Raw genomic sequence first — 26,855 nt, 5'->3', positions numbered from 1 at the left:
CAGAGAGGGAATGCGAAGCGTTCAGAGCTTCAGAAGGCGCCTTGCGTTTTCCTTGAGGATCAGCGGGCGCACGTCGTCGCGGATGTCGATCTGCTCGAAATCGGCGAGCCAGCGGTCCGGCGTGATGGCCGGCCAGTCGGAGCCGAACAGCATCTTGTGCTTCAAGAGGCTGTTTGCATATTTCACGAGGATCGGCGGGAAGTATTTCGGCGACCAGCCGGACATGTCGATGTAGACATTCGGCTTGTGGGTTGCCACCGACAGGGCCTCTTCCTGCCAGGGGAAGGACGGGTGCGCCAGCACGATGGGCATGTCGGGGAAATCCACCGCCACGTCATCAAGATACATCGGGTTGGAATATTTCAGCCGCATGCCCATGCCGCCGCGCATGCCGGCACCCACACCCGTCTGGCCGGTGTGGAACAGGGTGATCGCCCCTTCCTCGGCAATGGCCTCATAGAGCACATAGGCCGAGCGGTCGTTGGGATAAAAGCCCTGCATGGTGGGGTGGAACTTGAAACCCCGCACGCCGAAATCGCGCACCAGACGGCGTGCTTCGCGCGCACCGGCCTTGCCCTTGGCCGGATCGATGGAGGCGAAGGGGATGAGGATGTCGCTGTTTTCGGCTGCGATCCGGGCCACTTCCTCGTTATCATAGCGGCGGAAGCCGGTTTCGCGCTCCGCATCGACGGGAAAGATCACCGCGCCGATCTTGCGCTCGCGGAAATAGTCCGCCGTCTCCTGCACCGTGGGCAGGTGATTGTGCGACACCGGATTGCGGAAATACTTGGCCATGCCGGCCTGAAACTCGTCATAGCCGTCATCGCGCGGGCCGCAGCAGGGCTCTTCCGCGTGGGTGTGAAAGTCGATGGCAATCAGATCGTCGATGTTCATGTGGGCCTCCCTTCAATCCCGATGAACTTGCGCAACAGATGCACCAGTTGATCGCGCTCCTCCGCGGCCAGATTGGCGCCAATTCTTTCCTCGTGGCGGAAGAACCAGCGGCTCGTCCGCTCCACCAGATCCTCGCCTTCCGCCGTCAGCGTCAGTTCCACCGCCCGGCGGTCCTCGTCCGGCACCCGGCGGGAGACAAGCCCCTGATCCTCGAAGGCGCGGATGAGCTTGGTCATATGCGCCCGCTTGATCATCAGCCGGTTGCCCAGCGCGCTCTGGCGGATGCCCGGATTGCAGGAGATGACCCACAGCACGGAGAATTCGCCCGGCTTCATCACCAACTCGGCATCATCGGCGAAGAACTGCTCGTAGACCTTGAGCTGCGCCATGCGCAGCAGGAAGCCGACGGCGCCATCCAGCTTGCCGATTTCCACCTCACCCTGTTTCGGGCAGATCACGTCCGCATCCATGGCCATGATGGCATCTCCTTCAGGCGGCGCCCGGAGCCTTCAGCCGCGCGGCGCGCTTCTCGAGGAAGGCGCGCAGGCGCTCTTCGGCTTCCGGGCTCGTGGCCGTGAAGGATGCAATAAAGGATTCGACGAAAAGTCCATCCTCCTTTGCCATGTCCTGAATGCGCGGCAGCGCATTGATGACGGCATAGTTGGACAGTTCCGCATTGCTGGCGGCGGCTTGCGCCAGTTCGGTGGCCTTGGCCAGAGCCTCACCCTCATCCACCACATATTGCGCAAGGTTCCAGGCTTCGGCGCTGGAAGCGGGCACGACGCGGCCCGTGAGCATCATGTCGGTCATGCGGGCAACGCCTGTCAGCCGCGCCACGCGCACCGAGCCGCCGCCGCCGACGAAGATGCCGCGCTGACCTTCCGGCAGGGCGAAGAAGGTGGTCGCATCGGCAACGCGGATATGGGTGGAGGCGGCAAGCTCGAGGCCGCCGCCGACAACGGCGCCATGCAGGGCCGAGATCCAGGGAATGGTGCCATGCTCGATGCCGCCAAACACCGCATGCCAGCGGCGGGAGTTGCGCACGCCCTCGATCGGCGAACGCTCCACATGCTCGGCCAGATCCAGCCCGGCGCAGAAGTGGCTGCCATAGCCGAAGAGCACGGCGGCCTTGGCCTCGCGTTCGGCGCGGGCAATGGCCAGGGCCAGCGCCTCGACCACCCGGTCACTGATGGCATTGCGCTTTTCGGCCCGGTTGAGGCCGACATGGGCAACATTGCCCTTCAGTTCATAGGTGACGATGTCCCCGGTGACGGTGCTGTCCATGGCGTTACTCCCGCTGCCCATCTTCGTGTGCATGATTTTGATTGTTTACAGATGGATTGTTTCCTTGTAAACAAATTTCAGGAGGGGCCATCCGGCCTAAAAGTTTGTTCACGTGATTGACGTCTGGGAGGAGTCATGACCGCAGGAGCTATGGTCCGGAAGGAATTCTGGACGCCGGAACTTGCATGGGAAACCCGGGCCGACGGCTCGATCGTCATCTGGCGCGAGGACGCGCTGGGGGCCTATGCCAGCAAGATCAACGAACGGCTTGTTCACTGGGCGCAAGCAGCCCCGGACCGCACCTGGATGGCGGCCCGCGAAAGCGACGGCTGGAAGCGCATTTCCTATGCGCAGGCCCTGACCCATGTACGCAGCCTTGCGCAGGCCTTTCTCGACCACGGCCTGTCCATGGACCGGCCCGTTGCCATTCTGGCCGAAAACTCGCTCGAACATGCGTTGATGGCGCTCAGCGCCCAGCATGTTGGCATACCTTCGGCCGCCATCTCCCCCAATTACGTGACGCTGGCCACCGACTTCGGCAAGCTGACCGAAATCGCGCAGCAGATCACGCCGGGCCTTGCCTTCGTGGAAGACGGCATGCGCTTCCGCGCCGCAATTGACGCAACCTTCGGCGAGGATTGCGTGCTGGTCGCGGCCCGCAATCTGCCCGCGGACCGGCCCAACAGCTTCCTTTTCGAAGACCTGCTGAAGACAGAAGCCACGGCAGCGGTTGATGCCGCATTCGATGCGGTGGGGCCGGATACGGTGGCGAAGTTCCTCTTCACCTCCGGCACGACAGGCTCGCCCAAGGCGGTGATCCAGACCCAGCGGATGCTGTGCTCCAATCAGGAGATGATCCGCGACTGCTACCAGTTCCTGAAGGACGAGCCGCCGGTCATCGTTGACTGGGCGCCGTGGAACCACGTGGCGGCGGGCAGCAAGATCTTCAATATGGCGCTCTACAACGGCGGCACCTTCTACATCGACAATGGCCGCCCCTCGCCCCAGCACATCGGCGAGACGCTGCGCAATCTCAAGGACGTCTCCCCGACATGGTATTTCAATGTGCCCGCCGGTTACGAGATGCTGGTGCATGCCTTCGAGGCCGATCCGGAGCTGGCGCGGAACTTCTTCAAGAACCTGAAGCTGATGATGTATGCGGGCGCCGGAATGGCGCAGCACACTTGGGATTCCTTGCGCGAAATCTCACAAGGCATTCTCGGCCACAGCGTGCTGCTGAGCACCGGCCTTGGCGCCACGGAAACAAGCCCCTTCTCGCTCTTCTGCACCACGCAGGAGGAAAAGGCCGGCAATGTCGGCATCCCGGCGCAGGGCATCACCATGAAGCTGATCCCGGTGGAGGACAAATACGAGTTGCGGCTGAAGGGCCCGAACGTGACCCCCGGCTACTGGCGCAACCCCGAGCTGACGGCAGCGGCCTTTGACGAGGAAGGTTTCTACCGCATCGGTGACGCGCTGAAGTTCGCCGAAGAAGGCGATCCCACCCGTGGCTTCTTCTTCGACGGACGCATTGCCGAGAACTTCAAGCTGCAGACCGGCACCTGGGTGGCTGTCGGCCCCTTGCGCGCGCAACTGGTCGATCAGTTCGCCGGATTGATCCGCGATGCGGTGATCACCGGCGAGAACGAGGCAGAACTCGGCGCGCTTGTGCTGCTCTCCCTGCCTGCGGCACGCAAGCTGATCGACGGCGGTGAAAGCCTTGATGATGCAGCGGTCCAGGCGCACCCAGCGGTGCAGGCAGCGCTCGCTGCCCGGCTCTACCGGCACCAGAAGCAGGCGACGGGCTCGGCCAGCCGCGTCATGCGCCTTGCGGTGCTGATGGACCCGCCGCGCCTCGACAAGGGCGAAATCACCGAAAAGGGCTCGCTCAACCAGCGCGCCCTGCGCAGCCACCGGCACGAGCAGATCGCAGCGCTTTATGCAGGCGGCGCGGACGTCATTCTGGCAAGGGAAGAGGCAGCAGCATGAAGATTTCAGGTTCCAGCGCACTCGTCACCGGTGGCGGCTCGGGGCTGGGCGAGGCCACTGCCCGGCTGCTGGCCGCAGAAGGGGCCATCGTGCATGTGTTCGACCGCGATGCTGCGGGTGCTGAGCGTGTGGCCGCAGAGATTGGCGGCGTTGCCATCGTCGGGGATGTGACCAGCGAGGCGGACGCCAGCGCCGCGCTCGACACGGCAGCGGCTGCCGGAAATGGCTTGCGCATTCTCGTTAATTGCGCCGGGATCGGCACCGCCGCCCGGCTTCTGGGCCGCGACGGGCCGATGCCGCTCGATGCCTTCGAGCGGGTGATCCGCGTCAATCTGGTCGGCACCTTCAACATGATGCGCCTTGCCGCAGCCCGCATCGCCGAAACGGCGGAGCTTGAGGGGCTGGGCCGGGGCGTGATCGTTAACACCGCCTCGGTGGCTGCTTTCGAGGGCCAGATTGGCCAGATCGCCTATTCGGCCTCCAAGGGCGGGATCGTCTCCATGGCCCTGCCTGCGGCGCGCGAGCTGGCCCGTTTCGGCATCCGCGTCAACACCATTGCGCCGGGCCTGTTCCGCACCCCGCTGCTCGCGGGCCTGCCGCAGGAGGCGCAAGACAGTCTTGCCGCCGCCATCCCCGGTCCCGCGCGTCTGGGCACGCCGGAGGAATTTGCCGATACGGTCCGCTATCTGGTGGCCAATCCTTACGTCAATGGCGAGGTCATCCGGCTGGATGGCGCCCTGCGCATGCAGCCGCGCTGACCGCCATGGAAGGCTTTCGCGCGCAGGCGGACCGCACCGCCAGACTGTTGCAGGCAACCCCCGGCTGGCAGGCCGTTCAGGCGATCCTGCCCGATTATGACAGCGAAACGGTGGAGGCGGTCCTGCGGGAGGCTGCTGCCTTCGCTGTAACCGAACTTGCCCCGCTGAACTCGGTTTCCGACCGGCAGGGCTGCCGCGTCGTGGATGGCCGGGTGAAGACCCCAGCCGGTTTCGCGCAGGCCTACCGCCGCTATGCTGAAGCCGGATGGCTCGGCATGGATCTGCCGGAAGCTCATGGCGGACAGGGCCTGCCGCTGACGCTTCAGGCCGCCTGCCTGCCCCTGTTCGAGCGCGGCTGCGTTTCCATGATGATGGCGGCCGGCTCCTCCCGGGCCGCCTGCCATCTGCTCGCCGCTGTTGCCGAACCGGCGCTGGCGGAGGAATGGATTTCCCAGCTTCTGGCCGGTGAATGGACCGCCACGATCTGCATTTCCGAACCTGATGCCGGGTCCGACGTGGGCCGCATCCGCACCACGGCGGCTCAAGGCAGCGATGGCCTGTGGCAGATCAATGGCGTCAAGAGCTGGATTTCCTTCGGCGATCACGACCTTGCCGCGCGCATCGGCCATTGCCTGCTTGCCCGCACCGGCAAGACGGCGGGCACTGCCGGGCTCAGCCTGTTCCTCGTGCCCGACCGGATGGACGGCAAGGCCAACGGCATCACCGTGCAGCGGATCGAGGAGAAGATGGGCCTGCATGGCTCGCCCACCTGTATCCTCGGCTTTGATGGCGCGCGCGGCTGGCTGCTGGGCGAGGAGGGGCGAGGACTGCATGCCCTGTTCCACATGATCGAACTGATGCGCCTGCAGACCGGCTGCCAGGGCCTAGGCCTTGCCTCCGCCTCCGCAGATATTGCGGAAGCCTACGCGCAGGACCGCAAGCAGGGCGGACCCGCGGACCGCCCGCCCGTGCCGATCGCGCAGCATCCCGATGTCCGCCGACAGCTTTCGCTTCTGCGCCGTCAGACGGAGGTCACGCGCGCCGCCATTCTGGAAAGTGCCGCGCGTATGGACCTTGCCCGTCTGTCACCGGATGAAAAGCTGCGGGCAGACATGCGCGACTTCAGCGCCTTCATGCTGCCGATGATCAAGACCTTCGGTGCGGAAGCGGGCTTTGATGTGTCAAACCGGGCCATTCAGGTGATGGGCGCAGCAGGCTATACCAAGGAATGGCCGGTCGAGCAGCATCTGCGCGACAGCCGGGTGATGACCATCTACGAAGGCACCACCGGCATCCAGGCCATCGATTTCCTGACCCGCCGCCTGTGGCGCGATCAGGGCCGGGGCCTTGCCGTGTTCGAGCGGCTGATGCGCGAAGGCATTGCCACTGCTTCGGCGGACCGTCCGGCGGAGGCCGCAGAGGCTGAAGCGGCCCTTGCCGCCTTCCTCGCCATGGCGGCGGAGCTGAGCGCCCTGCAGGGCGAGCCGGAGGCGGCGCTTTACCGGGCCGAAGACTACATGCGCTGCGCCTGGGCAGCCGTCACCGCATGGATGGCGCTCCGGCTGGACTGATACCCAGCCGGAAGCACAGCCCCGGTTTCCAGTTCACTCACTCCGCCGCAACGCTGAACGCGGCTTGCGGCGGAACGGTGCCCATGGCCAGCGCCCTCAGCGCGGGCAGATCATGTACGGCCACATCGCCCTGCACATTCAGCGAAATATAGCCATCGCGGCGCAGGCGGCTGATGCAGCGGCTGACGGTTTCCAGCGTCAGCCCCAGCCAGTCGGCCAGATCCTGCCGCGTCAGATACATCGGAAAGCGCAGCACGGCGGTTTCGGCCCCCACCTTGGCGAACTGGCGGCACAGGTCCACCAGCGCCGACGCCACCTTTTCCGTTGCCGTCTTGCGCCCCAGCAGCATGGCATGGGCCTGCGCCCGGCGCAGCAGCAGGCGGACGGCGGCGTTCAACTCGCCCTCCATGCGCCGCTGACCGGCGGCCACCAGTTCCAGCCGGGTCGGGGCCATGGCTTCGGCCCCGCACTGCTGCACATCCGAGAGGCCGCGGCCGAACATCTTGCCAGGCCCCAGCACATCGAGGATCTGCCGCCGCCCGTCGGGCAGGCGCTGGTAGAGCGCGATGCAGCCCTCGATGATGCGGAAGGTCTCGCTGCGGTTGACACCGGGCAGGAAGATGCTGGCACGGGCGGCAACCGTGGCGATCTTGCGGCCATTCTCGCTCATCAGCGGGTCAATGAGAAAATCAATCGGGACGGCAGTTTGCGTGCCGCGGCGCGGGGATAGCATTTCCATCTGAAGACATCCGGTCTGGCGCCAGCGGGGCTGGCGGAACAGGGACAGGCCGGAAAGGCCCGGCCGGTTTAGATCAGGATGTTTGCAGGGGGTGCCCTGGAGCCGCTGCTGCCCGGCGGCACGCCGGAGGCTGGCACCTGCGGCAGATAGAGGACCCAGCTGCCCTGTTGTGCGAAGGACAGGGCCTCGCCGGTGCCCAGCGCAGGCTCCGGCAGAACCACGGAGGCCGAGAGGCGGCAGGCCTCGCATCCTTCGGAGCCGGAATGATGCGGCGTGCCATCCTTTCCGGTGGGGGTGAGACACAGCACCGGCAGGCTGCCATCCGGCAGACGGAACGCTTCCAGTTCCTCCAGCTGGCTGGCGGAAAGGGCAAAGGCAGGCGGCTGATGGGCAAAGCCAAGCAACAGAAAACCCATGGCGCAAAGAATGCGCAGCAGGTTCGCCGTGTGTTGCCGTCCTTGGTGCATCAGGGATCTCCAGACCCCATATCTAATGCCAAAGCGGCACCCGTTCAATCATGCCCGGCGCTGACGGCCTGCAATGGCCAGCGGCGCATCAGCGCAGGTAATCCAGCAGCGAGAAGTTCGAAAGCTTGCCAATGATCGAATAGCTCGCCTGCAGCTGGGTCTCCATGGTGGAAATCTCGGCGGCAAGGGCAACCACATCGACCGATTTCTTGCTGTTGATCGTCTCGCTGATTGCCGTGATGTAGTCCTCTTCCCGGGCGATGGCCGTCTCCAGCGAAGCCGCCTTGATGGACAGCGTGCTCTGGACAGCGATGACCTTGTCCTGGGCGGAGACAAGGGCCTCGGAAATCTCGGGCAGACCGGCAACAGTGAGGTCTGCCGCATTGGCCAGATAGGACAGCACGCGCAGAGTTTCCTCGAAAGCGGCATTGTCCCCCGTCACACCATAGGAAAGCTCACGGTCTGCCGAGATGCGAACGCTCTGGATGACGCTGTCACCGCTGTAGTAGCTGGTATCCGCAGTGTCCAGGTCCGTCACCACATAGGAGCCTGTATCGACGGGAGCCGACGATGTCATGCCTCCGCCAAAGAGATAGCGGCCTTCATACCGGGTGTTCAGCAGGCTGGATATATCTTCGAGATAACTTGCGGCGAGGGCCTGGAGATCGCTGAGCTGATCTTCCGTGATGACGCCGTTCACCGAACTTCTGATGCTCGTCAGAATGTCACTGATGCCGCCAACGGCTGAATACATCATTTCCACGCGGGACAGGGCCGTCTGGGCAGAAGACAGATAGCTCTGCGCACGGGTCAGGGAAACCTCAAGATTGACCACTGACCCGGCATCGGCTCCGAGCCCGCCATAGGTGGAGGAGATCAGCCCCGACGCTTCCTGGACCTGCTTTTCGGCCAGCCGGGACTGGGTCTGCATGGCAAGGGAGAGAAGCTTGCTCGAATGTGCGAATGTCGCAACGCGTCCGACCATTACCAAACTCCCTTGTTACACCAAGACGCTAATATGCTGACACATCACGCCTCGAAACTACTACACTTCGCCCTGACGCGGCCGGCTCTCGATAAGACAAGCTTGCCTCGACCTGACCGTGATCACTTCACTGCAGCCAGAAGGTCTTCATACATCTGCTTCAGCACCGTCAGGATCTGGGCGGCCGCGGAATACAGCTGCTCCAGTTCCGATGCCCGTGCCGTTTCTTCATCAATGTTCACGCCGTAGAGCGAAGACATCGTGTCCGAAATTTGCGTCAGGGTGGCGGTCGTTGCCGACAGGCGCGTCTGGGCCGTCGTCGCATCTGAAACCACGACAGACAGAATGCGGTTGGCATAGCTGGTGAAGTCATAGTCGCCCGCACCGATGCGGCTGGTCGCACCAAAACTGCCTCCTCCGGTCAGAGCATCCAGCAGGGCTTCCGCCGTCTCGCTTGACCCGGATTTGTCTGCCAGTGACCCCGGATCTGCCAGAAGGCTTGCGTTGACCGAAATGGTGGAACCATCCGTTCCTGACAAAAGGTCCGGATAGGCGCTGTTGAGCGAGGAAATCAGCGCTCCGGCCAGTTCGTCAAGCATGTCCTGGGCATCCGTCAGGGTCTCGTCACGCAAGGTGATCAGCGCGCCAAGTGCCCCTTCCGAGAGCTGGCTGGTGATGTCCTTGCCATCGACCGAAATCCCCGACAGACCGGAGCCCGATCCGTCATAGGAAACACTTGCCCCCACGGACGAGGAGGCCGTGAACTCCAGCAGATGCGCAGAACCATCCACAAGGACCTGGCCCTGCTTGGTATAGACCTTCAGCGTCCCGTCGCTGGACGTGAAACTGGTCACCTCCAGATATTGCGAGAGCTCGATCAGCGCCTGATTGCGCTTGTCTTCCAGATCGGAAGTCGACGCTCCCTGGGATTTCGCCGTGGCAATCGCTTTGTTGAGCTCATTGATCGTGGTTATGGCATCATTTGCGGCGGAGACGGACGCCGCGATCTGCTGGTCCGCGGATGTTCGCAGTTCCTGAACACTCGAACTGAGGCTCCGGATCTGGCTGGCCAGTTCGTCCAGCGATGACACCACAGCCGCAGACAGCGTCGAACTCTCGGGAGTATCCGTCAACGAGGACAGCGCGCTCTCAAGGTTTGAGATCTGATTGGAGAGCGACGTGCCCGTATCCGAACTGGATGACGTGTTGCCCAGTGCCGATTGCAGACGGTCCATATAGTCGGCCGTCACGGACGCCCCGCCCGCGGCTGAGGTTGCTGCGGACAGGTCTGCCAGCAGAAAACGGTCAACCGCCGAACTGGCCGCGGAAACCGTGACCCCGCCACTTGATGTGGTGCTGGTCGAGACGGTCTTGCGGGTGTAGCCATCCGTGTCAGCATTGGCAATGTTGCTGGAGGTGACGGCTATCTGCACCTGGGCTGCGGCCAGTGCGCTGGATGCGATCTTGCCTGCTGCGGATAGCGTCGTCATTGCGGCCTCCGTCAGATTTCCCGTGGCTGGTGGATCGAAAGCGGCATGTTTCCACGGCGCTGCTGATACCGGCCGCGGCTGCCATAGGCGATGGGCTGCAGCTGCTCTTCGCAGATGGCGCGCATGATCGCATCCACCCGGCGGCGGCTGACCGCAAGAGCCCGCTGCAACAGCCGTGTGTTTTCCTCCAGGAGAGGCTCCAGATCACTGATGCGCTGCATGAGCCGTGCCGAGAGTTCGGCGGACGCGCCGTGCAGGATGACCTGCTGCGTGCTGACGGCACGGAACCAGCGCTCGAACTCGACTGCAAGCTCCTGCTTGCTGATACCGGTGTCTTCCAGAGAAACAGGAAGTCCCCCGGCAAGCCCTGCATTTTCTGCTGAGGTCCGGCTGATCAGTTCCTCCGTCAGGTCCAGCATCCGCCGGACAGCCGCCTCGGGGGCAATTCCTTCTCTCATAGCTGACACCCGAACCTCCTGAGAATTATCTTGATCTGGCCATGGCCGCGCCGCAGCGCATGTAGGCCGATGCCGATGAACTGGCCTGGGTGAGCCGGGACAACTCGCTGGCGGCGGCGTCCCGGCCCGCTTTGAGCTGCTCGAGCAGACGTTTCAGCTCGTCCTGCAGCACGAGGGCATTCAGCCTTGCGTGGCTGTCTCCCGCTTTCAGAGCGGCGGCGGCTGCTTCCGCTTCGGCCTGAAGGCGGCGGAGCTGGCCGAACAGGCGCTGACCGTCATCCTGTCCGGGCGTGTCAGTCATCAGCGGACGGCCTGCAGCAGCGAGTCGAACATGCTGTTGGAGGTCGAGATGATCTGGGAGGCCGCAGAATAGGCCTGCTGCGCGGTCAGCATGCGGCTGAACTCGGTGCTGGTATCCGTCGTGCTCGCTTCAAGATAGCCGCCGTTGATGGACCCCGCTCCACTCGTCCCCGCAATCTGCAACGTGCTGTTGCCCGATGTCGGTGACCGGGAATACATGCCGTCGCTGTTGAGCGTCAGCCCGTTCGAGTTGGTGAAGGTCGCGACCGGGATCTTGTAGATCGTGCGCTCGTCACCGTTGTCATAGGACGCAATCACGGATCCGTCCGAGGTGATCGAAACGCCCGTCAGCGAACCATAGGGCAGCCCGTCATTCGTGATCTTGTCGAGCTTGAGGTAGGGATCGCTGGAACCGGAGGCATATTGCGTCAGGCCATTGGCGAGGCCGGAGGTCCCGAGATCCAGAGTGACCTCGGTGTCGGCGGCCCCCGTCGTCCATCCAGTCACGGAAAGCGTGGCCGGAGATGGGTTCGTCGAGGCGAGCGTGCCATCACTGTTGAAGGTAATCTCGATTCCGTCCGTCGACACGGTGCCACTGGTGGTGCCGTTCAGCGTCGGATCGTCGAACGCCATCTCCCAGGTGTTTTCTCCGGTCTTTGTCCAGGTCACGCTCATGTTGTGCGTGGAGCCCAGGCTGTCATAAATTTCGACCGTGGTGGAGAAGGTATCTCCCTCGACCGCATCCGCAGGCAGGTTCGCCTGAATTCCGACCGCAGTGGTTGCTCCAACCGAACTCTGAATGGCGTCGATGTCGATCGGAACGAGCGAGGCTTCACTGGTTCCGCCGATGATGTTGCCATCGGCATCCGTCTGCCAGCCCATCAGATAATAGCCGTTGTTGACCAGATAGCCGTTCTGGTCGACTTCGAACTCACCGTTACGGGTGTAGTAGGTCTGCCCGCCCGTGACCGACGAGGAGACGACGAAGAAGCCGCTCCCGTCGATGGCGAGGTTTGTGCTCGTGCCCGTTGCTGTCAGCAGGCCCTGATCGGAGACGGACGCACGTGTCGAGGCCGTTACGCCGCCGCTCGTCGAGGTGCTGGAGCCAGCGATCAGGTTCGAGAAACTCGTCGAACTCGCCTTGTAGGCCGTGGTCGACGAGTTCGCCAGGTTCGAGGAGATGTTGGATAGCGCCTGGCTCTGTGCCGCAAGCGCGGAAATGGCGGAATTCAGGGAACCCATCAGGCTCATGACGTCACCTCACTCTCAACCAATACTGATGACATTGCTGACGAGAACGGATGCTCCGCCGATCTTCAGGACGGAGCTTGTGCCGCTCGTATCGACACCGGTAACCGTGCCCTTGACCGTGGTCGTGCCGTCGATCTCGCTGCCGCTGGAGTCCTTGGCCGTGATGGAGATCGTGTAGACACCGCCATCCTCGAGCTGTGTGCCGCTCGTGGTCGTGCCGTCCCAGGTGAAGCTGTGCGAACCCGCTTCGGTCCCGCCTTCGCCGCTCCAGACCTTCGTGCCGCTCTCGTCGTAGATCGAGATCGTGACGCTCTCCGCACTCTCGTCGAGTGTGTAGCCCCAGGTCGCCGACCCGTCGGTCAGGGTGTTCGTGTTGCCATAGGCCTCGACCGTCTGACCCAGGTAGCCGAGACCGGAGCTTGAAATCACTGAGGCGACGTTTGCGGACAACGAAGTCAGCTGCTCGCTGATTGCCGTCTGCGTGTCGAAGCTGGCGTAGGACACCATCCGGTCCAGGTAGGTGTCCGTATCCGTCGGATCGAGCGGATTCTGGTTCTGAAGCTGCTGAAGCATCAGACTAAGAAAATCGGCACTCGTAAGTCCGAGAGAATTACTGGAGCTGCTGCTCGACGTTGTGGTCGAACTGGCAGAGCTATAACTGTTCAGAGTTGAGATGCTCATGGCAGCCCCGCGATGTTTTTCTCGTCATCGACCGGTGCCTGCATGAAAACATGCATAGAACGCCCCCGATCACTTCTCAAACGGAGGTGAGATCGAAATCAGGCGCTGTATTTGAAAATAAATACTAGGAATATTTTGCCTATATTTGACGTAGGCAAGATTTACCGGGTGATACAAACTCTCGAAGAGTATGTTTCAAGCCGTCCCGGATACGCCGCGGCAATGACACCGCAGCACAAGATCGCAGCCGGGCGCGCGTCAGGTAATCGCCAGAACCTGCAAGCCGCTTGGGGGGAAGTCAGCTGCCGGCCCGTTGCGCGCCGGCCCGGTCATCCGCTCCGGTTTCTTCCGGCCACGCTGCATGGGCTTGCCCAAATCCCGATAAGACAAGCGCATCGGGATCTGGCACAAGGCGCAGCAAACGCATCTGGAAATATCTGGAAAAGAAAGCGACAAGTTACCCTGGACAGTCCTCTGTCCGGCCGGCACGCAAACCGCTTGTGTCAGGCGAAACGGACCTGGCGGGGAGAGACCCTGTCCGGTCCGGATGTCTTGCCCTTCTCGCTGCCATGCCCGGCCGTCACGGAGGGACGGTCAGAACAGGTCTGCGCTGCAGCTGCCGCGATCCGGGCCGCAAGTCCGGCAGGGGCCTTGATTCCGCTGGGGGAACCGAGCGCAAACAGCGACCGCAAGCGCTTCATTTCCTCAAGCCGTCCGCGAGCCTCTGCGCTTTCCACCAGAAGACCGGCAGCCGCCTCCGGATATGGCCAGTCGCGGATGTCCTCGCCATACCGGTCAAGGCAATCGCGGAAAGCATCTTCGGTCATCTTCTGGCTTGGCGAGGTCATGATCCAGCCTTCTGGGAAAACTGAAGATACGTTAACGCGGTTTGCGGAAACTGTCCAGCAAAGCTGCCGCAGCAGCATTTTGCCGGATTGCGCAGAAGTGTTTCTATCTAGATAAAAATTACGAGCCTCGAGGCTGCATTCCGGGAATTGAAGCAAAGGCATTGCGAAGTTCGACAAGGCCGTTGAACAATTTCTGCAGCCGCTCGACAGCGTCGGGTTTGCCAAGAGTGGCGTTCAACGCGAAGATATTGCGCGTATATGTATCGCAGAGCTGCTGCCCCACGGTGCCCCCCTGCTCAAGATCAAGGTTCTGGCGCAGGCCACGCAGAATATCGACAGTGCGCTGTACGCGCGCACGGCCCATTTCATATTCCTTGAGCTCGAGGAAATGCTGCGCCTGAACGATGGCATTGAGGGCTTCATCGTAAAGCATCACGACGGCAACGATGGGAGAAACCGCAGTTGCTGCCTGGCGGTAGGCGGAGATGGCGCGCGACATGGCGTAGGACATTTTTTAGTCGTCTCCCGAGTTGAGGAGGGCCTCAAGATACAAAAGTGTGGAATTCGCCGCTTCGATCGCTGCCTGATAGGAGGCGTAGCGATTGGTCAGATTGGTCCTGTAGGTTTCAGCCCGGCTCCGGATATCAGCCGCCCGGGTGCTGTAATCCTCGTTCTTCTCTGTCAGGTTATCGATCAGCCCGGACACGAGGCCGCTGGATGAATTGGAATAGAGATCGACTGAATTATAGAGCTTCTCGACGATGCCAGACGAAGTCTGGATGGTGACGGTCTGGCTGGTGGAGCCGGTAAAAACCAGCGTCATGCCTTCATAGATCGTCCCTTCCGCCCCCTTGATACGCGTGTCAGAAACCGTGAAGAGGCTGGTGTCACCATTGACGCTGACAGAGGTGATGTTGCCGTCGCTGTCGACCTGGATATCCAGTGTCAGTTCGGAGGGCATGCTGCTGTTGCGGCTGAGCAGCACGAGATCTTCCGAAGACGACTCGAACTGGAACATCAGAATGTTTTCCAAAGCGTCCAGATCGTTGAGCAGCACCGAGTTGAGCGTCGTCTCGTTGAGGACGAGATAATTCGAGGTGTCATAGCTGAGGCCGAGCAGCGCCATGGATGAACTGTCGATCATCGTGGACAGTGCGGAGGCAACGGCATTGTTGGCACTGCGCAGGGTGCTGTCGCCAAACAGGGTCGCATCGGCCGAGGCGCCGCCTGAGGAGGACACTTCCTGCTGGGTCAGCGCCCACTCGCGATAGGCATTGTAGGCGTCCACCAGGGCGACAATCGCGTCCTTGATGGAGGTCAGATCGTTGGCGATCTCCACCGAGATGGTGGCATCAGACCCCGTCGTCTGGTAGATCGTGAAGGAAATGCCATCCAGAACATCATCAATCGTGTTTGTCGAACGGGTGATCTCGATCCCGTCGAGCGAGATAATCGCCTGCTTGGCGGCCTGAATCTCGCTGGCGAAGGCGCCGTCACTGTCCGTAAGCCCAAGAGCCTGGCCGATATCATCTCCTGAAATGCTTTCCAGCGAGATTTCCTTGCCCGTCTCCGTTCCGGACAGAACCAGCCGGTAAGTGCTTTCCGTCACCTTGACGACAGAGGCCTGGACACCGGTCGTCGCGCTCTCAGCATTGATTGCACTCGCAATCTCGGAAAGCGACATATCCTCGGTGACGGTGATCTCGACGCTTTCCATGCCTTCAAGGCCGATGGAGAAAGTGCCCGAAAGCTCCAGATCGCTGCTGCGGCTTGAAAAGTCGCTGCTGGCAACTTTCTGCGTGGTCGCCAGCTGCAGGATCTGCAGATCATAGGTGCCGGTCTGCGCCCCATTCTCGGCAGTAACGACAACGGCAGAAGAGGCTGTGACACTGCTGCTCGACGACGTCAGGTAGGCTTCACGCAGGGAAAAGACATCATCTTTCGTGACGATCGAATTGGTCGTGCCGCGCATCGCATCTGCCGCGGAGGTGATGGCCTGCAGAAGGCTCTGCATCTCCTCATAAGCGGCGATCTTGACTTCGTTCGCTTCGATCTTCACGTCAATCGCGTCAGCCGGAGCCGTCTTTGCGGCAACCGCAACCTCGACCAGCGCACTCCAGTCAATATCCGTCGATGACGAATAGGTATAGGACGACGCGGTTGTTGTGGTCGAAGTGGTGCTGGAGACCGTTGCCATGACTGCCGCCTTCTGCTGCGCTGCCCCTGGCGGGCAAGCCGGGGTCTGAGGCAGCCCGCCTCCAGGGCGGGCTGCCTGTCATCCTGAGGTGAAGCCGGTTACTGCAGCAGCTTCAGCAGGTTTTCCGGCATCTGGTTGGCCTGGGAAGCGGCAGCAACGGCGGCCTGCACCATCACGGAGGTGGCCGACAGCTTGGACTGCTCGGAAGCGATGTCCACATCGGCGATGGCCGACTGGGCAGCGTCCAGGTTCTCGATGCTGGTGGCGATCTGCGAGCTGCGGAACTCGAAGCGCGACATGATCGCACCCATTTCAGCGCGGGCATTCGACACCGTGTTGATGGCGGCATCCAGCGCGTCCAGAGCCGCTTCCGCACCGGTCTGCGTCGAGATGTCGAGCGTGTCGACCTCAAGGGCAGAACTGGTCAGGATGCTGAGCTTCAGCGTGATGGTGTCCGACGAATCCGAGCCGACGATGATCTTGGAACCGCTGGTATCTGCTTCGACTGCGGCGGTGCCGGTTTCCGTAAATGTGCCGGAACCGTCGTCGGTCAGGCCGAGGGTCGTCAGGTCAGCCGCCGTCAGTCCGGTGTTTGTGCCGCCGGCGGTGACGTTCGAGACGGAGATCGTGCTGGTTGCACCCTTCGTCTTGTCCGTCAGGACCAGAGCGCCTGTGTCCTCATCGGCAGATGCAGTGACACCGGTTGACGAAGTGACGGCATTGATCGCGGTGATCAGGTCGTCGATGGTGATTTCGCCGGCGGTGGTGGCGCCAACAGTCAGCTCGATGGACGTGCCCTTGAGATCAAAACTCAGCGTATCGCCATCATCACCGGTAATGCTGGCCGTCAATGTGGTGGTGGCAGTCGCCGCGGTCGCGGCCGTCTCGATGTCCTTGGTGAAGTCACTGGTGCCGTCGAGCAGGCTCTGGCCGTTGTAACGGGTGCTCGAGGCGATGCCGTCGATTTCGTCCTGCAGTTCGGCGAATTCGGCCTGGATGTAGGCGCGCTCGGTGTCGGTCACGGTACCGGAGGCGGACTGCGAGGCCAGCACCTTCATACGCTGCAGGATGTCGCTGACATTCGATGCGGCACCATCAGCCGTCTGCAGGATCGAGATGCCGTGCGAGGCGTTGGTCGAGGCCTGCTCGAGAGCGGCAACGTCCGACTTGATCTTGGTGGAGATCGCCAGGCCCGCTGCGTCATCGGAGGCCTTGGTGATCCGCGAGCCGCTGGCCAGCTTGGCCAGAGAGTCAGACTGGCTGGCCGAGTTGGAGTTCAGATAGCGAACAGCCGTGTTCGCTGCGGTGTTTGTCGTGATAACGGGCATGGACTACTCCTGATATCCTTGAATCCACGCCAAGTATTCGGGCGCGGTACGGACGCATGTCCTTGCGTCTGCCCATTTCAACGAATGAAGCTGCCAATTTCAGGCGCAGGAAAGAGCCTGCCGTCAGAGTTTTTCGTTAATCATTTGTAAACGAGGCAAGGATCTCCCCGGCACGATTACGCAAAAGATGGCGCAATTTCTGACGTCCCCGCTTCAGAAGAGACTCCACGGCGAAGACGGACGTTTCCATGATTTCCGCAATCTCGGCGTTGGACAGGTTCTCGTGATAGGAGAAGACAAGGGCAATCCGCTGAGGATCGGGCAGTTGTCCCATTGCCGCGCTCAACAGGAATGCGGCTTCCTCCTGCATCATCGCCTGGACCTGATCCGTGGCACGGTCGGCAATCTCCGGTGCAGCTTCCATGGCTTCGGTGCGCGGGCGGCGAAGCTGGTCGATGCAGCGGTTGGTGACAACGCGGAACAGCCAGGTGGAGAACCGCGCCTTGCCGGGCTGCCATTCCCCCCGCCTTGTCCAGACCTGCATGAAAGCATCCTGAACCACGTCTTCGGCATCCGTGGGATTGCGCAGGATGCGAATGGCGACTGCGTAAGCCTTGTCGACATGACGTTCCACAAGAATGCGGAAAGCTTCATCGCTCCCGAGACCGATGGCATGGAGCAGTGCATCATCCGACGCATCCTGCAGGCGCGTCAAAGGATCCCTGTCATGCGCGCCTGTTGCCACTGCCGTCTGTCCAGCATCTCCGGGCCCTACCCCAGCCCGGGAAAGTGTTGCGAAGCCCATGCCCATACCCTCGGCTGCACCAGTCATGCGCGAACAAGGAATGCTGCGCTCCAGCCTATAACGGGGCAGGCTTTCCGATCAGGCGCGGAAAAAATATAAAAGCTCAATTTTTTCAAACACTTAGTGAGAATTTTTTGCCTATTTGCCCGGCAGTTTTTGCCGGGTATGCCGGCGAGAACAAAAAATGGGTGACCCGCCAAGGACTTGCGGAAGCCTGCCAGGCTGCAGGAATTGCCCCTCATGCGGTTTCCTTCCGGCCTATACCTTGCAAAAAAATCCGGATGCAGAGCGCCAGATGCTGTTTTCGCAGTGCGTGGTCGCGGAAAGGCTCCACCTGTCCGCCGTGCGGCTTGAGGATGCCCAGAACCATGTCGAGGAAGATCTTGGCGGTCAGCATCGGATCCTCAACCGCCAGTTCACCGGCGGCGGTCCGCTCTTCCAGCCAACTGGCCAGCAGCACCTGGGCCGCACGGCCGCCATGCTCGCGCATCAAGGGGTTCAGATCCGGATTGCGCGGCAATTCATGCATCATCATGTGCATGAAGTTGAACCGGTCGAGATCGCTCTCTGCGTCGAGGTCCAGCCGGACGATGGCGGCCAGCGCCTGTTCCGGCGCCAGATGGCTGTAGTCGCCGGGCAGGGCAAGCAGCGAGAAACGGTGCGAGGTGACGACGGCCGCAAATAGGCTGGCCTTGGAGGGAAACAGCTCATAGACGGTGCGCTTGGATATGCGGCAAGCCTTGGCCACCTGCTCCATCGTCGTGCCGCCGTAGCCTTGAGCAGAAAACAGCGGCACCGCGGCCCGCACGATCATCTGCACCTGCACATTCCGGGGTGCCCCTGGCGGGCGGCCACGCTTGCGGACGGCTGGCGGGAGCCCGTCAGGCAAGTGTTGCGATGCAGGTTCCGGAAGCTCCCCCGTCACGCTGCCATTGCATAGCAGATCAGGGTGCGCAGCATTCCCCATCCTTACCATTTTCCGTCCATGTTACAAATAATGACACTTGGTCCCATTGACGAAGCATCGTCGAAAATTTAGGTACCATTGCGTTTCTTAATTCGACCACGGCGGTCCTGTCCATGCGTTCCGTGATTTCGTTAAAATTATCTTCCTCTTTGTTTCCAGACAGAAACAAAAGGCGCAAAATAGCACTCCCATTGCTTCTGAGTGTTTCTGCACTCCTTGCGGGATGTGCCGTTGGTCCGGACTACGCCAGCCCCCGGATGACCTTGTCCGGGGCCTACAGCAATTCCACCGGAAAGGATCAGAACCAGCGGGCTGAACTGGCGCGCTGGTGGGAGCGCCTGGGCGATCCGGTTCTGAACCAGCTGGTCGAAACCGCGATCCGGCAGAACCTTGATGTCGCCACGGCCAAGGCAAAGGTGCGGGAAGCGCGGGCGTCATATGCCAAGGATGCGGGCGGGCTTCTGCCCTCTGCCAATGGCTCCGGCAGCGCCAGCCGCTCCCGCTCCTCCGGTGACGCGCCGAAGATGAGCAATCTCTTTCAGGCCGGCGTCGATGCCAGCTGGGAGGTGGATCTGTTTGGCGCCAATGCCCGGACTGCAGAAGCCTCGCGTTATGGCCTGGACGCTGCAGAGGAAGATCTGCGTGCCACGATGGTTACGCTCATAGGCGACATCACCACCTATTACGCGCAGGCCCGCGCCTATCAGGCCCGCATTGCCCTGGCGCGGCGCACCGCAAGCTCCCAGACCGAAACCGTCCGGCTGACACAGTCCAGGTTCGACGCCGGCGCCGTATCGGCAGCGGATGTTGCCAACGCCACCGGACAGGCTTCGACGACCGAGGCGAATATCCCGAGCCTGCAGATATCCTATGCCGAATCCCTGCACCGGCTGGGCGTGCTGACGGGCGGGGAGCCTGCCTCTCTAGCTAGCGTCATGACCAAGACCCGCCCTATTCCCCGGCCGAAGCTGCCGCTTCCCGTGGGCGTACCCGCAGATCTTCTCAACTCCCGGCCTGACCTGAAGGTGCTGGAGCGGCAACTGGCACAGTCCACCGCCTCCATTGGCGCTGCGGAAGCTGCGCGCTATCCGGCCATCAGCCTGACGGGCAACATCAGCACCGCGGCCGCGCAGACCGGGGATCTGGCGAAGAACTCATCGATCAGCTGGTCCTTCGGCCCCTCACTCAGCGTGCCCGTGTTCAATGGCGGAGCGCTGGCCGCAGCCGCAGAAGTGGCGCGGGCCCAGCGCGATGCGAGTTTTCTGGCCTATCGCAAGGGCGTGCTGACCGCTCTCGAAGAGGTGGAAAACGCGCTGGTCAGCCTCAGCCAGCAGCGCCAGCGGGCGGCCAGACTCTCCACCGCCGCCAGCGCCTACCGGCAGGCTGCAGACCTGGCCCGCACCCAGTATCAGAGCGGCTCCAGCAGCTTTCTGGAAGTCCTCAACGCCGACCGCTCGCTCTACAGCGCCGAGGACAGCCTGATTGCCAGCCAGCTTGCCATCACCTCGGCCTATATCAACCTCAACCGCAGCCTTGGCGGCGGTTGGGACGGAACAGTGGATACCAGCACTCCGGCCGTCAGGGATGAGCGCAACGGACCGCGCCTGCGCAAACTGACGCCAGACAATTGATGCAGCGCCACGGCGGCCCTCCTGCCCGCCCGGCCCAGCCTGATGAAAGCGTGTTCTCAATGAACGCATCAAGACCCCGCAAGAAAGGCCGCTGGCTGCTGGCCGCCGTCCTCCTCGCCGCCGCAGCGGGCGGCGCCTATTACGCCCGCGCCGCTCTGCAGCCAGCTGCCGGCCCAACCGTGATGACCTCTGCCGTGCGCAAGGGAACCATCGAGGAGACGGTGCTGGCCACCGGCATCCTCAAACCGGCGAAGCTTGTCGCCGTCGGCGCGCAAGCCTCGGGCCGCATCATCGCCCTGAAGGTGAAGCTGGGGCAGGAACTGAAGGCCGGGGATCTGGTCGCGGAGATCGATGCCACCACCCAGACCAACAGCCTGCGCACTGCGGAAGCCTCACTGGCCAATGTGGAGGCCCAGCGCGTGGAGAAGGAAGCCTCGCTGCAGCTGGCCCGCACCTCTCTGGAGCGCCAGCAGACGCTGATCGCCCAGAACGCCACCTCGAAGGCGGATCTGGACACGGCACAATCGCAGGTCAAAACCATCGAAGCACAGATCCGGGCGCTGGACGCCCAGATCGTTGCAGCCAAGGTGGCGGTGGAAACGGCACGCGCCAATCTCGGCTACACCCGCATCACCGCGCCGATGGACGGCACCGTGCTGGCCATCGTCAACCAGGAAGGCCAGACGGTGAATGCGGCCCAGTCCGCCCCCACCATCATCATCATGGGCCAGCTCGACGTGATGAATGTGCAGGCCGAAATTTCCGAAGCGGATGTGGTGAAGGTGAAGCCGGAAACGGAAGTCTATTTCAACGTGCTCGGCGCGCCGGACACGAAATATCAGGCCCGGCTTGACTTCATCGAGCCTGCGCCGGAGTCGATCACCAGCGACAAGGCTGTCAGCGGCTCCTCCAGTGCCGCATCCTCCAGCTCCAGCACCGCCGCAATCTATTACAACGGCATCTTCAATGTGCCCAATCCGGACGGGGTGCTGCGCACCTACATGACGGCGGAAGTCACCATCGTGCTGGGCAAGGCCGTGGATGTGCCGGTGATTGCCGCCACCGCGCTCGGTGCCCGCAATCCGGATGGCAGCTACACGGTGCAGGTGATGGGCCGGGACGGCAGCATCGAAACACGTCAGGTGCAGACCGGCCTCAACGACAAGATCAACGTGGAGATCCGCTCCGGCCTCAAGGAGGGCGAAAGGGTCGTCACCGGCACTCTGGATGCCGGCACAGTTACCCGCAGCACCACACGGCGCGGCCCGCCCATGGGACTGTGAGGCGGGGTCATGACGGAACCGCTCATCAGCCTGAAGGCGCTCTACCGCTCGTTTCCGGCCGGAGACGGAGAGGTCGCGGTCCTCAAGGGCATCGACCTTGACATCGCCCGGGGCGAGTTCGTCTCCATCATCGGCCAGTCGGGCTCCGGCAAATCGACGCTGATGAACATCCTCGGCTGCCTCGACACCCCCACGGGCGGCAGCTACCGGATCGGCGGGCGCGAGACGGCGGACCTTGAGCCGGACGAACTGGCAGCTCTGAGGCGGGAGAAATTCGGCTTCATCTTCCAGCGCTACAATCTGCTGGCGGAACTGACCGCCCTCGGGAATGTGGAAGTGCCAGCCGTCTATGCAGGCCTGGCACCTGCCAAACGGCGGCAGCGGGCAGCGGATATCCTGACGCGGCTGGGCCTTGGCGACCGGATGGAGCACCGCCCGCCGCAGCTTTCGGGCGGGCAGCAGCAGCGCGTCTCCATCGCCCGAGCCCTGATGAACGGCGGCGACATCATCCTCGCCGACGAGCCGACCGGCGCGCTGGACACGCGCAGCGGACAGGATGTGCTCGACATCCTGCGCGAGCTGCACCGGGAGGGGAAGACGGTGATCATCGTCACCCATGACCCCAATGTGGCCGCGCTGGCGGAACGGACCATCGAAATTCTCGACGGCGAGATCATCGCCGACAACCTGCGCAAGGCAGATGCCCCGAAGTCGGAGGGACCGGATGCTCCGGCAGCCCTCGCCCCGGCACGGATGCCGCAGCCTGAACAGGGCGTGGCGCACAAGCTGAACCGGGGCGTCACCGCCTGGGCCGACCGCTTCGGCGAAGCTTTCCGCATGGCGCTTCTGTCCATGAAGGCGCACAAGCTGCGCACTTTCCTGACCATGCTCGGCATCATCATCGGCATTGCGTCGGTGGTCAGCGTGGTGGCGCTTGGCACGGGCACGCGGGAAAAGGTGCTGGCCAACATCGCCAGCCTCGGCACCAGCACGCTGGAAATCTTCCCCGGCAAGGACTTCGGCGATGCGCGCTCCGGCAAGGTGACGACGCTGGTGATTTCCGACGCCAAGGAACTCGCCAGGCAGCCTTATCTCAGGGCCGTCACGCCAACCGTCTCCACCAGCGCGACCCTGCGCTATGGTTCGAAGGAAGCCTCCGCCCTCGCCAACGGCGTCAGCACTGCCTATTTCGATGCCAAAGGCACCAAGATCGCCTCGGGCCAGTTTTTCGATGCTCGCAGCGAGCACAGTCTCGATGCTGTCGCCGTCATCGACGAGAACACCCGCAAGACCCTGTTTGCCAATGAACCGGACGGAGCTGTCGGCAAGGTTCTGCTGATCAACAACGTGCCCGCCCGCATCGTCGGCGTGGCCCAGCCCCAGCAGGGCGGCTTCGGCAGCAGCCAGAATCTCTCCGTGTTCCTGCCCTACACCACCGTACAGGCCCGCCTCACCGGCTCCAGCACCCTGCGCAGCATCACCGTGCGGGTGGAGGATGATGTGGACATGAAGCTGGCCGAGCAGATGGTCACCGCCTTCCTGACCCAGCGCCACGGCACCAAGGACTTCTTCATCCTCAACACCGACGACATCCGCCAGTCCATCACCAGCACCACCGCCACCATGACACTGCTGATCGCCGCCATTGCCGTGATTTCGCTGATCGTCGGCGGCATCGGGGTGATGAACATCATGCTGGTGACCGTCTCCGAGCGCGTGTCGGAAATCGGCGTGCGCATGGCTGTCGGCGCGCGGCGGTCCGATATCCTGCAGCAGTTCCTCATCGAGGCCGTCACCGTCTGCATCATCGGCGGGCTGGCGGGCATCGCTACGGCCCTGAGTTTCGGCGCGCTCTTCCCGTTGTTCACCAGCGACTTTTCGCTGATCTTCTCCAATGCCTCGATTGCCTATGCCTTCGGGATCTCAACCCTGATCGGCATCGTCTTCGGCTTCCTCCCCGCCCGCAACGCCTCCCGCCTCGACCCGGTGGCGGCGCTCAGCCGGCTGTGAGCCGTCAGGCAGGTTTTGTCACCCGGCGGAGTGTCAGGTTGATGCGGCCGCCGTTTTTCAGAAGGGTGGAGGTGCCCGGATAGAGCCGGTCGATGCCGTGGAAGGCGAGCCGGGACGGGCCCTCCAGAAGGAGCACATCGCCCGAATTCAGCCGGAACGATCGGGTCGGGTCCTTGCGGGTGAGGCCGCCGATGCGGAAGAGGGCCGAATCGCCCAGCGAGACCGACAGCACCGGCGCCTCGAAGGTTTCCTCGTCCCGGTCCTGATGCAGGCCCATCCGGGCCGTCTCGTCATAGAAATTGATAAGGCAGGCTTCAGGCTCCGGGGCATCCGGAGCAAGCTCGCGCCAGAGGTCCTTCAGTACACCGGGCAGGGGCGGCCAGGGCTTCCCCGTCACAGGATGCAGCGGCTGGTAGCGGTAGCCGCGAATGTCCGATACCCAGCCAAGCGGGCCGCAATTGCTCATGCGCACGGAAAAGGGCTTGCCGTTTTTCGGCATCACCGGGCGGAACAGCGGCGCTTCGGCCACGATGGTCCGCAGCTGCTCCGCCAGATCTGCCTGTGCGGTGCCGTCCAGATGGCCGGGCAGGAAACGCACCCCCTCCGGCAGCGGGCTTTGCCGCTTGCGGGCACTTTCCGGTGCAGCGTTGTCCAAAGTCATTCCACAGTCTCCGGCAGCCAAAGAACGCAAGTCCGCAAGGCATGTAGCGATCCTTGCGCTGATAAGGGCTTTTGCACAGCAAGATCAGGCAGGCAGACGCCTTGCAGCAAGCCTGTCTCCCGCCTATATAGCGGTCAAGCTCAGTGCTGACAGGCGGAACAACCTGCTGACAGCCCCGGACAAGGCCAAGGGTCAAAACTCGTGATCAGGGCCTCAGGGATCAAAAGGGGCTTGGGCCAGTGCTCCCATGGCGGAGCATCAGGCCTTAAGCGCGCCGGCATCACTGATTGTGAAAGGGAGCCGGATTGACGCCGATACGGGTTTTTCCGGTTTGCTAGAAAGAGAGGAAGAAATGGCAAAGGTCATCGGTATCGACCTCGGCACGACGAATTCGTGCGTCGCCGTCATGGACGGCAAGGATGCAAAGGTGATCGAGAACTCGGAAGGCGCACGTACCACGCCCTCCATGGTCGCCTTCTCAGACGACAATGAGCGCCTCGTCGGCCAGCCGGCCAAGCGCCAGGCCGTCACCAACCCCACCAACACGCTCTTCGCAGTGAAGCGCCTCATCGGCCGCCGCTTCGATGATCCGACCGTGGCGAAGGACAAGGGCCTCGTGCCCTATGACATCGTCAAGGCGGACAATGGCGATGCGTGGGTTTCGGCCAACGGGCAGAAATACTCGCCCTCCCAGATTTCCGCCTTCATCCTGCAGAAGATGAAGGAAACCGCCGAGAGCTATCTCGGCGAGACCGTGACCCAGGCAGTCATCACCGTTCCGGCCTATTTCAACGACGCCCAGCGTCAGGCCACCAAGGATGCGGGCAAGATCGCCGGTCTCGAAGTCCTGCGCATCATCAACGAGCCGACCGCGGCCGCGCTCGCCTATGGCCTCGACAAGAACGATGGCAAGACCATCGCTGTCTATGACCTTGGCGGCGGCACCTTCGACGTGTCGGTTCTGGAAATCGGCGACGGCGTCTTCGAAGTGAAGTCGACGAACGGCGACACGTTCCTCGGCGGTGAAGACTTCGACATGCGTCTGGTCGATTACCTCGCGGCCGAGTTCAAGAAGGATCAGGGCATCGACCTGAAGAACGACAAGCTGGCCCTGCAGCGCCTCAAGGAAGCTGCGGAAAAGGCCAAGATCGAGCTGTCGTCCTCGTCGCAAACCGAAATCAACCTGCCCTTCATCACGGCAGATGCGTCCGGTCCCAAGCACCTGACCATGAAGCTGACGCGCGCCAAGTTCGAGAGCCTCGTCGAGGATCTGGTCCAGCGCACGATCGAGCCGTGCAAGGCAGCTCTGAAGGACGCCGGCCTCGTCGCCGGCCAGATCGATGAAGTGGTTCTCGTCGGCGGCATGACCCGCATGCCGAAGATCCAGGAAGTCGTGAAGACCTTCTTCGGCAAGGAGCCGCACAAGGGCGTGAACCCGGACGAAGTGGTGGCCATGGGCGCTGCCATCCAGGCCGGCGTGCTGCAGGGCGACGTCAAGGACGTGCTGCTGCTCGACGTGACCCCGCTGTCGCTCGGCATCGAGACGCTCGGCGGCGTGTTCACCCGTCTGATCGACCGCAACACCACGATCCCGACGAAGAAGAGCCAGACCTTCTCCACCGCCGAGGACAACCAGACCGCAGTGACGATCCGGGTGTTCCAGGGCGAGCGCGAGATGGCGGCCGACAACAAGATGCTCGGCCAGTTCGATCTCGTCGGCCTGCCGCCCGCCCCGCGCGGCGTGCCGCAGATCGAGGTTGCCTTCGACATCGACGCCAACGGCATCGTCAACGTGTCGGCCAAGGACAAGGGCACCGGCAAGGAGCAGCAGATCCGCATCCAGGCCTCCGGCGGCCTCAGCGACGCCGACATCGAGAAGATGGTCAAGGACGCCGAAGCCCATGCGGACGAAGACAAGAAGCGCCGCGAGCTGGTGGAAGCCCGCAACCAGGGTGAATCCCTGATGCATTCCACCGAGAAGTCCCTCAAGGACTACGGCGACAAGGTCTCTGCGGACGACAAGGCTTCGATCGAAAGCGCGATTGCCGCCCTGAAGACGGCTCTGACCACGGAAGACGTGGCGGACATCCAGTCCAAGACCCAGGCTTTGGCCGAGGTTTCCATGAAGCTGGGTGAAGCCATGTACAAGGCCTCGCAGGCGGAAGCAGAAGGCGGCGAAGACGCCGGTGCTTCCTCCGCGCAGGATGACGACGTGGTCGATGCCGACTTCGAGGAAGTCAAGGACGACAAGAAATAAG

Annotated in this window: 24 protein-coding genes and 3 pseudogenes; 7 read left to right on the top strand and 20 right to left on the bottom strand. The window is 62.5% G+C overall.

The features are described 5' to 3' along the window. Window positions 1-21 precede the first annotated feature (21 nt). The 3 genes and pseudogenes from IF10I1_RS20285 to IF10I1_RS20275 all read right to left on the bottom strand — a co-directional run bounded on the left by IF10I1_RS20285 (window position 22) and on the right by IF10I1_RS20275 (window position 2,178). Window positions 22-894: an amidohydrolase family protein gene (locus IF10I1_RS20285; RefSeq protein ID WP_094462760.1), complete on the bottom strand. Its 873-nt coding sequence runs from the start codon at window positions 892-894 to the stop codon at window positions 22-24. Beyond that, a pseudogene (locus IF10I1_RS23185) lies at window positions 891-1,169 on the bottom strand (MarR family winged helix-turn-helix transcriptional regulator); the annotation flags it as partial. The pseudogene IF10I1_RS23185 and the gene IF10I1_RS20285, both read right to left, overlap by 4 nt. 214 nt (window positions 1,170-1,383) lie before the next feature. Continuing rightward, entirely contained in the window at window positions 1,384-2,178 is a 795-nt protein-coding gene (locus IF10I1_RS20275; protein WP_123193331.1) for a crotonase/enoyl-CoA hydratase family protein, read from the bottom strand. Between the two features lie 135 nt (window positions 2,179-2,313). Between IF10I1_RS20275 and IF10I1_RS20270 the strand changes: the two genes are divergently transcribed. From IF10I1_RS20270 to IF10I1_RS20260, 3 genes are read left to right on the top strand one after another with little or no spacing between them, the layout of a single operon-like run. After that, window positions 2,314-4,167, top strand: a complete 1,854-nt coding sequence (locus tag IF10I1_RS20270) for a feruloyl-CoA synthase (RefSeq protein ID WP_208994296.1) — start codon at window positions 2,314-2,316, stop codon at window positions 4,165-4,167. Further along, on the top strand, window positions 4,164-4,925 hold the full coding sequence (locus IF10I1_RS20265) for an SDR family NAD(P)-dependent oxidoreductase (protein WP_186424629.1): 762 nt from the start codon (window positions 4,164-4,166) through the stop codon (window positions 4,923-4,925). Before IF10I1_RS20270 ends, IF10I1_RS20265 begins: the two co-directional genes overlap by 4 nt. 5 nt (window positions 4,926-4,930) lie before the next feature. Beyond that, window positions 4,931-6,496 (top strand): acyl-CoA dehydrogenase family protein, encoded by a 1,566-nt coding sequence (locus tag IF10I1_RS20260; RefSeq protein ID WP_186391557.1) that lies wholly within the window; start codon window positions 4,931-4,933, stop codon window positions 6,494-6,496. Between the two features lie 37 nt (window positions 6,497-6,533). On the opposite strand, the gene IF10I1_RS20255 is transcribed toward IF10I1_RS20260, so the two are convergent. From IF10I1_RS20255 to IF10I1_RS20190, 16 genes and pseudogenes are all read right to left on the bottom strand, one after another. Further along, on the bottom strand, window positions 6,534-7,235 hold the full coding sequence (locus IF10I1_RS20255) for a helix-turn-helix domain-containing protein (protein ID WP_186391556.1): 702 nt from the start codon (window positions 7,233-7,235) through the stop codon (window positions 6,534-6,536). Between the two features lie 68 nt (window positions 7,236-7,303). Continuing rightward, entirely contained in the window at window positions 7,304-7,702 is a 399-nt protein-coding gene (locus tag IF10I1_RS20250) for a hypothetical protein (RefSeq protein ID WP_152967545.1), read from the bottom strand. An 88-nt stretch (window positions 7,703-7,790) separates the two neighbouring features. Then, window positions 7,791-8,687 (bottom strand): flagellin, encoded by an 897-nt coding sequence (locus IF10I1_RS20245; protein ID WP_050473428.1) that lies wholly within the window; start codon window positions 8,685-8,687, stop codon window positions 7,791-7,793. 122 nt (window positions 8,688-8,809) lie between these two features. After that, window positions 8,810-10,177, bottom strand: a complete 1,368-nt coding sequence (gene flgK / locus IF10I1_RS20240) for a flagellar hook-associated protein FlgK (protein WP_186391555.1) — start codon at window positions 10,175-10,177, stop codon at window positions 8,810-8,812. An 11-nt stretch (window positions 10,178-10,188) separates the two neighbouring features. Further along, window positions 10,189-10,644 carry a hypothetical protein gene (locus IF10I1_RS20235; protein ID WP_157757096.1) on the bottom strand — a complete coding sequence of 152 codons (456 nt, stop codon included), beginning with the start codon at window positions 10,642-10,644 and terminating at the stop codon, window positions 10,189-10,191. A gap of 16 nt (window positions 10,645-10,660) precedes the next feature. Further along, window positions 10,661-10,936, bottom strand: coding sequence for a hypothetical protein (locus IF10I1_RS20230; RefSeq protein ID WP_186391554.1), 276 nt, complete (start codon window positions 10,934-10,936; stop codon window positions 10,661-10,663). Then, window positions 10,936-12,186 carry a flagellar hook protein FlgE gene (gene flgE / locus IF10I1_RS20225; protein ID WP_186391553.1) on the bottom strand — a complete coding sequence of 417 codons (1,251 nt, stop codon included), beginning with the start codon at window positions 12,184-12,186 and terminating at the stop codon, window positions 10,936-10,938. Before flgE ends, IF10I1_RS20230 begins: the two co-directional genes overlap by 1 nt. Window positions 12,187-12,201: 15 nt before the next feature. Beyond that, complete coding sequence (locus IF10I1_RS20220) at window positions 12,202-12,636, bottom strand: flagellar hook assembly protein FlgD (protein ID WP_244284592.1); 435 nt, start codon at window positions 12,634-12,636, stop codon at window positions 12,202-12,204. 12 nt (window positions 12,637-12,648) lie between these two features. Beyond that, window positions 12,649-12,867: pseudogene (locus IF10I1_RS23030) on the bottom strand (flagellar hook capping FlgD N-terminal domain-containing protein); the annotation flags it as partial. A 503-nt stretch (window positions 12,868-13,370) separates the two neighbouring features. Beyond that, window positions 13,371-13,715: a hypothetical protein gene (locus IF10I1_RS20215; protein WP_186391552.1), complete on the bottom strand. Its 345-nt coding sequence runs from the start codon at window positions 13,713-13,715 to the stop codon at window positions 13,371-13,373. A 118-nt stretch (window positions 13,716-13,833) separates the two neighbouring features. Beyond that, window positions 13,834-14,226 (bottom strand): flagellar export chaperone FliS, encoded by a 393-nt coding sequence (gene fliS, locus IF10I1_RS20210; protein ID WP_050473437.1) that lies wholly within the window; start codon window positions 14,224-14,226, stop codon window positions 13,834-13,836. A gap of 3 nt (window positions 14,227-14,229) precedes the next feature. Further along, window positions 14,230-15,912, bottom strand: a complete 1,683-nt coding sequence (fliD, locus tag IF10I1_RS20205; protein WP_186391551.1) for a flagellar filament capping protein FliD — start codon at window positions 15,910-15,912, stop codon at window positions 14,230-14,232. 98 nt (window positions 15,913-16,010) lie between these two features. Then, on the bottom strand, window positions 16,011-16,763 hold the full coding sequence (locus IF10I1_RS23180; protein ID WP_371328524.1) for a flagellin: 753 nt from the start codon (window positions 16,761-16,763) through the stop codon (window positions 16,011-16,013). 47 nt (window positions 16,764-16,810) lie between these two features. After that, window positions 16,811-17,240: pseudogene (locus tag IF10I1_RS23175) on the bottom strand (flagellin); the annotation flags it as partial. 136 nt (window positions 17,241-17,376) lie between these two features. Continuing rightward, window positions 17,377-17,955, bottom strand: coding sequence for an RNA polymerase sigma factor (locus IF10I1_RS20195; RefSeq protein WP_244274513.1), 579 nt, complete (start codon window positions 17,953-17,955; stop codon window positions 17,377-17,379). 328 nt (window positions 17,956-18,283) lie between these two features. Beyond that, window positions 18,284-18,859, bottom strand: coding sequence for a TetR/AcrR family transcriptional regulator (locus tag IF10I1_RS20190; protein WP_186391549.1), 576 nt, complete (start codon window positions 18,857-18,859; stop codon window positions 18,284-18,286). Between the two features lie 266 nt (window positions 18,860-19,125). On the opposite strand from IF10I1_RS20190, the gene IF10I1_RS20185 reads away from it, so the two are divergent. Genes IF10I1_RS20185 through IF10I1_RS20175 form a run of 3 tightly spaced genes read left to right on the top strand, consistent with a single transcriptional unit; the run spans window position 19,126 to window position 23,936 of the window. Next, on the top strand, window positions 19,126-20,643 hold the full coding sequence (locus tag IF10I1_RS20185) for an efflux transporter outer membrane subunit (RefSeq protein ID WP_186414899.1): 1,518 nt from the start codon (window positions 19,126-19,128) through the stop codon (window positions 20,641-20,643). 59 nt (window positions 20,644-20,702) lie between these two features. Next, window positions 20,703-21,926, top strand: coding sequence for an efflux RND transporter periplasmic adaptor subunit (locus IF10I1_RS20180; RefSeq protein ID WP_186414898.1), 1,224 nt, complete (start codon window positions 20,703-20,705; stop codon window positions 21,924-21,926). Window positions 21,927-21,935: 9 nt separating this feature from the next. Beyond that, window positions 21,936-23,936, top strand: coding sequence for a MacB family efflux pump subunit (locus IF10I1_RS20175; protein WP_186424628.1), 2,001 nt, complete (start codon window positions 21,936-21,938; stop codon window positions 23,934-23,936). Between the two features lie 4 nt (window positions 23,937-23,940). Here the strand turns inward: IF10I1_RS20175 and IF10I1_RS20170 are convergent, their stop codons facing one another. Further along, complete coding sequence (locus IF10I1_RS20170; RefSeq protein ID WP_186424627.1) at window positions 23,941-24,597, bottom strand: alpha-ketoglutarate-dependent dioxygenase AlkB; 657 nt, start codon at window positions 24,595-24,597, stop codon at window positions 23,941-23,943. 352 nt (window positions 24,598-24,949) lie between these two features. On the opposite strand from IF10I1_RS20170, the gene dnaK reads away from it, so the two are divergent. Beyond that, window positions 24,950-26,854 (top strand): molecular chaperone DnaK, encoded by a 1,905-nt coding sequence (gene dnaK, locus IF10I1_RS20165; RefSeq protein WP_050473450.1) that lies wholly within the window; start codon window positions 24,950-24,952, stop codon window positions 26,852-26,854. Window position 26,855: the final 1 nt, after the last annotated feature.

Origin of the sequence: Pannonibacter sp. I15F10I1, assembly GCF_900185665.1 — a bacterium.
Classification (GTDB): Bacteria; Pseudomonadota; Alphaproteobacteria; order Rhizobiales; family Stappiaceae; genus Pannonibacter; species Pannonibacter indicus.
This window is presented reverse-complemented; position numbering and strand designations above follow the sequence as displayed.

Coding starts and splice junctions, on each gene's coding strand:
- IF10I1_RS20275 (WP_123193331.1), bottom strand. CDS start 2,178: ATGGACAGCACCGTCACCGGGGACATCGTCACCTATGAACTGAAGGGC.
- fliD (WP_186391551.1), bottom strand. CDS start 15,912: ATGGCAACGGTCTCCAGCACCACTTCGACCACAACAACCGCGTCGTCC.
- IF10I1_RS20180 (WP_186414898.1), top strand. CDS start 20,703: ATGAACGCATCAAGACCCCGCAAGAAAGGCCGCTGGCTGCTGGCCGCC.
- fliS (WP_050473437.1), bottom strand. CDS start 14,226: ATGTCCTACGCCATGTCGCGCGCCATCTCCGCCTACCGCCAGGCAGCA.
- IF10I1_RS20270 (WP_208994296.1), top strand. CDS start 2,314: ATGACCGCAGGAGCTATGGTCCGGAAGGAATTCTGGACGCCGGAACTT.
- IF10I1_RS20170 (WP_186424627.1), bottom strand. CDS start 24,597: ATGACTTTGGACAACGCTGCACCGGAAAGTGCCCGCAAGCGGCAAAGC.
- IF10I1_RS20260 (WP_186391557.1), top strand. CDS start 4,931: ATGGAAGGCTTTCGCGCGCAGGCGGACCGCACCGCCAGACTGTTGCAG.
- IF10I1_RS20255 (WP_186391556.1), bottom strand. CDS start 7,235: ATGGAAATGCTATCCCCGCGCCGCGGCACGCAAACTGCCGTCCCGATT.
- IF10I1_RS20265 (WP_186424629.1), top strand. CDS start 4,164: ATGAAGATTTCAGGTTCCAGCGCACTCGTCACCGGTGGCGGCTCGGGG.
- IF10I1_RS20190 (WP_186391549.1), bottom strand. CDS start 18,859: ATGATCGTGCGGGCCGCGGTGCCGCTGTTTTCTGCTCAAGGCTACGGC.
- IF10I1_RS20185 (WP_186414899.1), top strand. CDS start 19,126: ATGCGTTCCGTGATTTCGTTAAAATTATCTTCCTCTTTGTTTCCAGAC.
- IF10I1_RS20285 (WP_094462760.1), bottom strand. CDS start 894: ATGAACATCGACGATCTGATTGCCATCGACTTTCACACCCACGCGGAA.
- IF10I1_RS20245 (WP_050473428.1), bottom strand. CDS start 8,687: ATGGTCGGACGCGTTGCGACATTCGCACATTCGAGCAAGCTTCTCTCC.
- IF10I1_RS20215 (WP_186391552.1), bottom strand. CDS start 13,715: ATGACCTCGCCAAGCCAGAAGATGACCGAAGATGCTTTCCGCGATTGC.
- flgE (WP_186391553.1), bottom strand. CDS start 12,186: ATGAGCCTGATGGGTTCCCTGAATTCCGCCATTTCCGCGCTTGCGGCA.
- IF10I1_RS20250 (WP_152967545.1), bottom strand. CDS start 7,702: ATGCACCAAGGACGGCAACACACGGCGAACCTGCTGCGCATTCTTTGC.
- flgK (WP_186391555.1), bottom strand. CDS start 10,177: ATGACGACGCTATCCGCAGCAGGCAAGATCGCATCCAGCGCACTGGCC.
- IF10I1_RS20175 (WP_186424628.1), top strand. CDS start 21,936: ATGACGGAACCGCTCATCAGCCTGAAGGCGCTCTACCGCTCGTTTCCG.
- IF10I1_RS20230 (WP_186391554.1), bottom strand. CDS start 10,936: ATGACTGACACGCCCGGACAGGATGACGGTCAGCGCCTGTTCGGCCAG.
- dnaK (WP_050473450.1), top strand. CDS start 24,950: ATGGCAAAGGTCATCGGTATCGACCTCGGCACGACGAATTCGTGCGTC.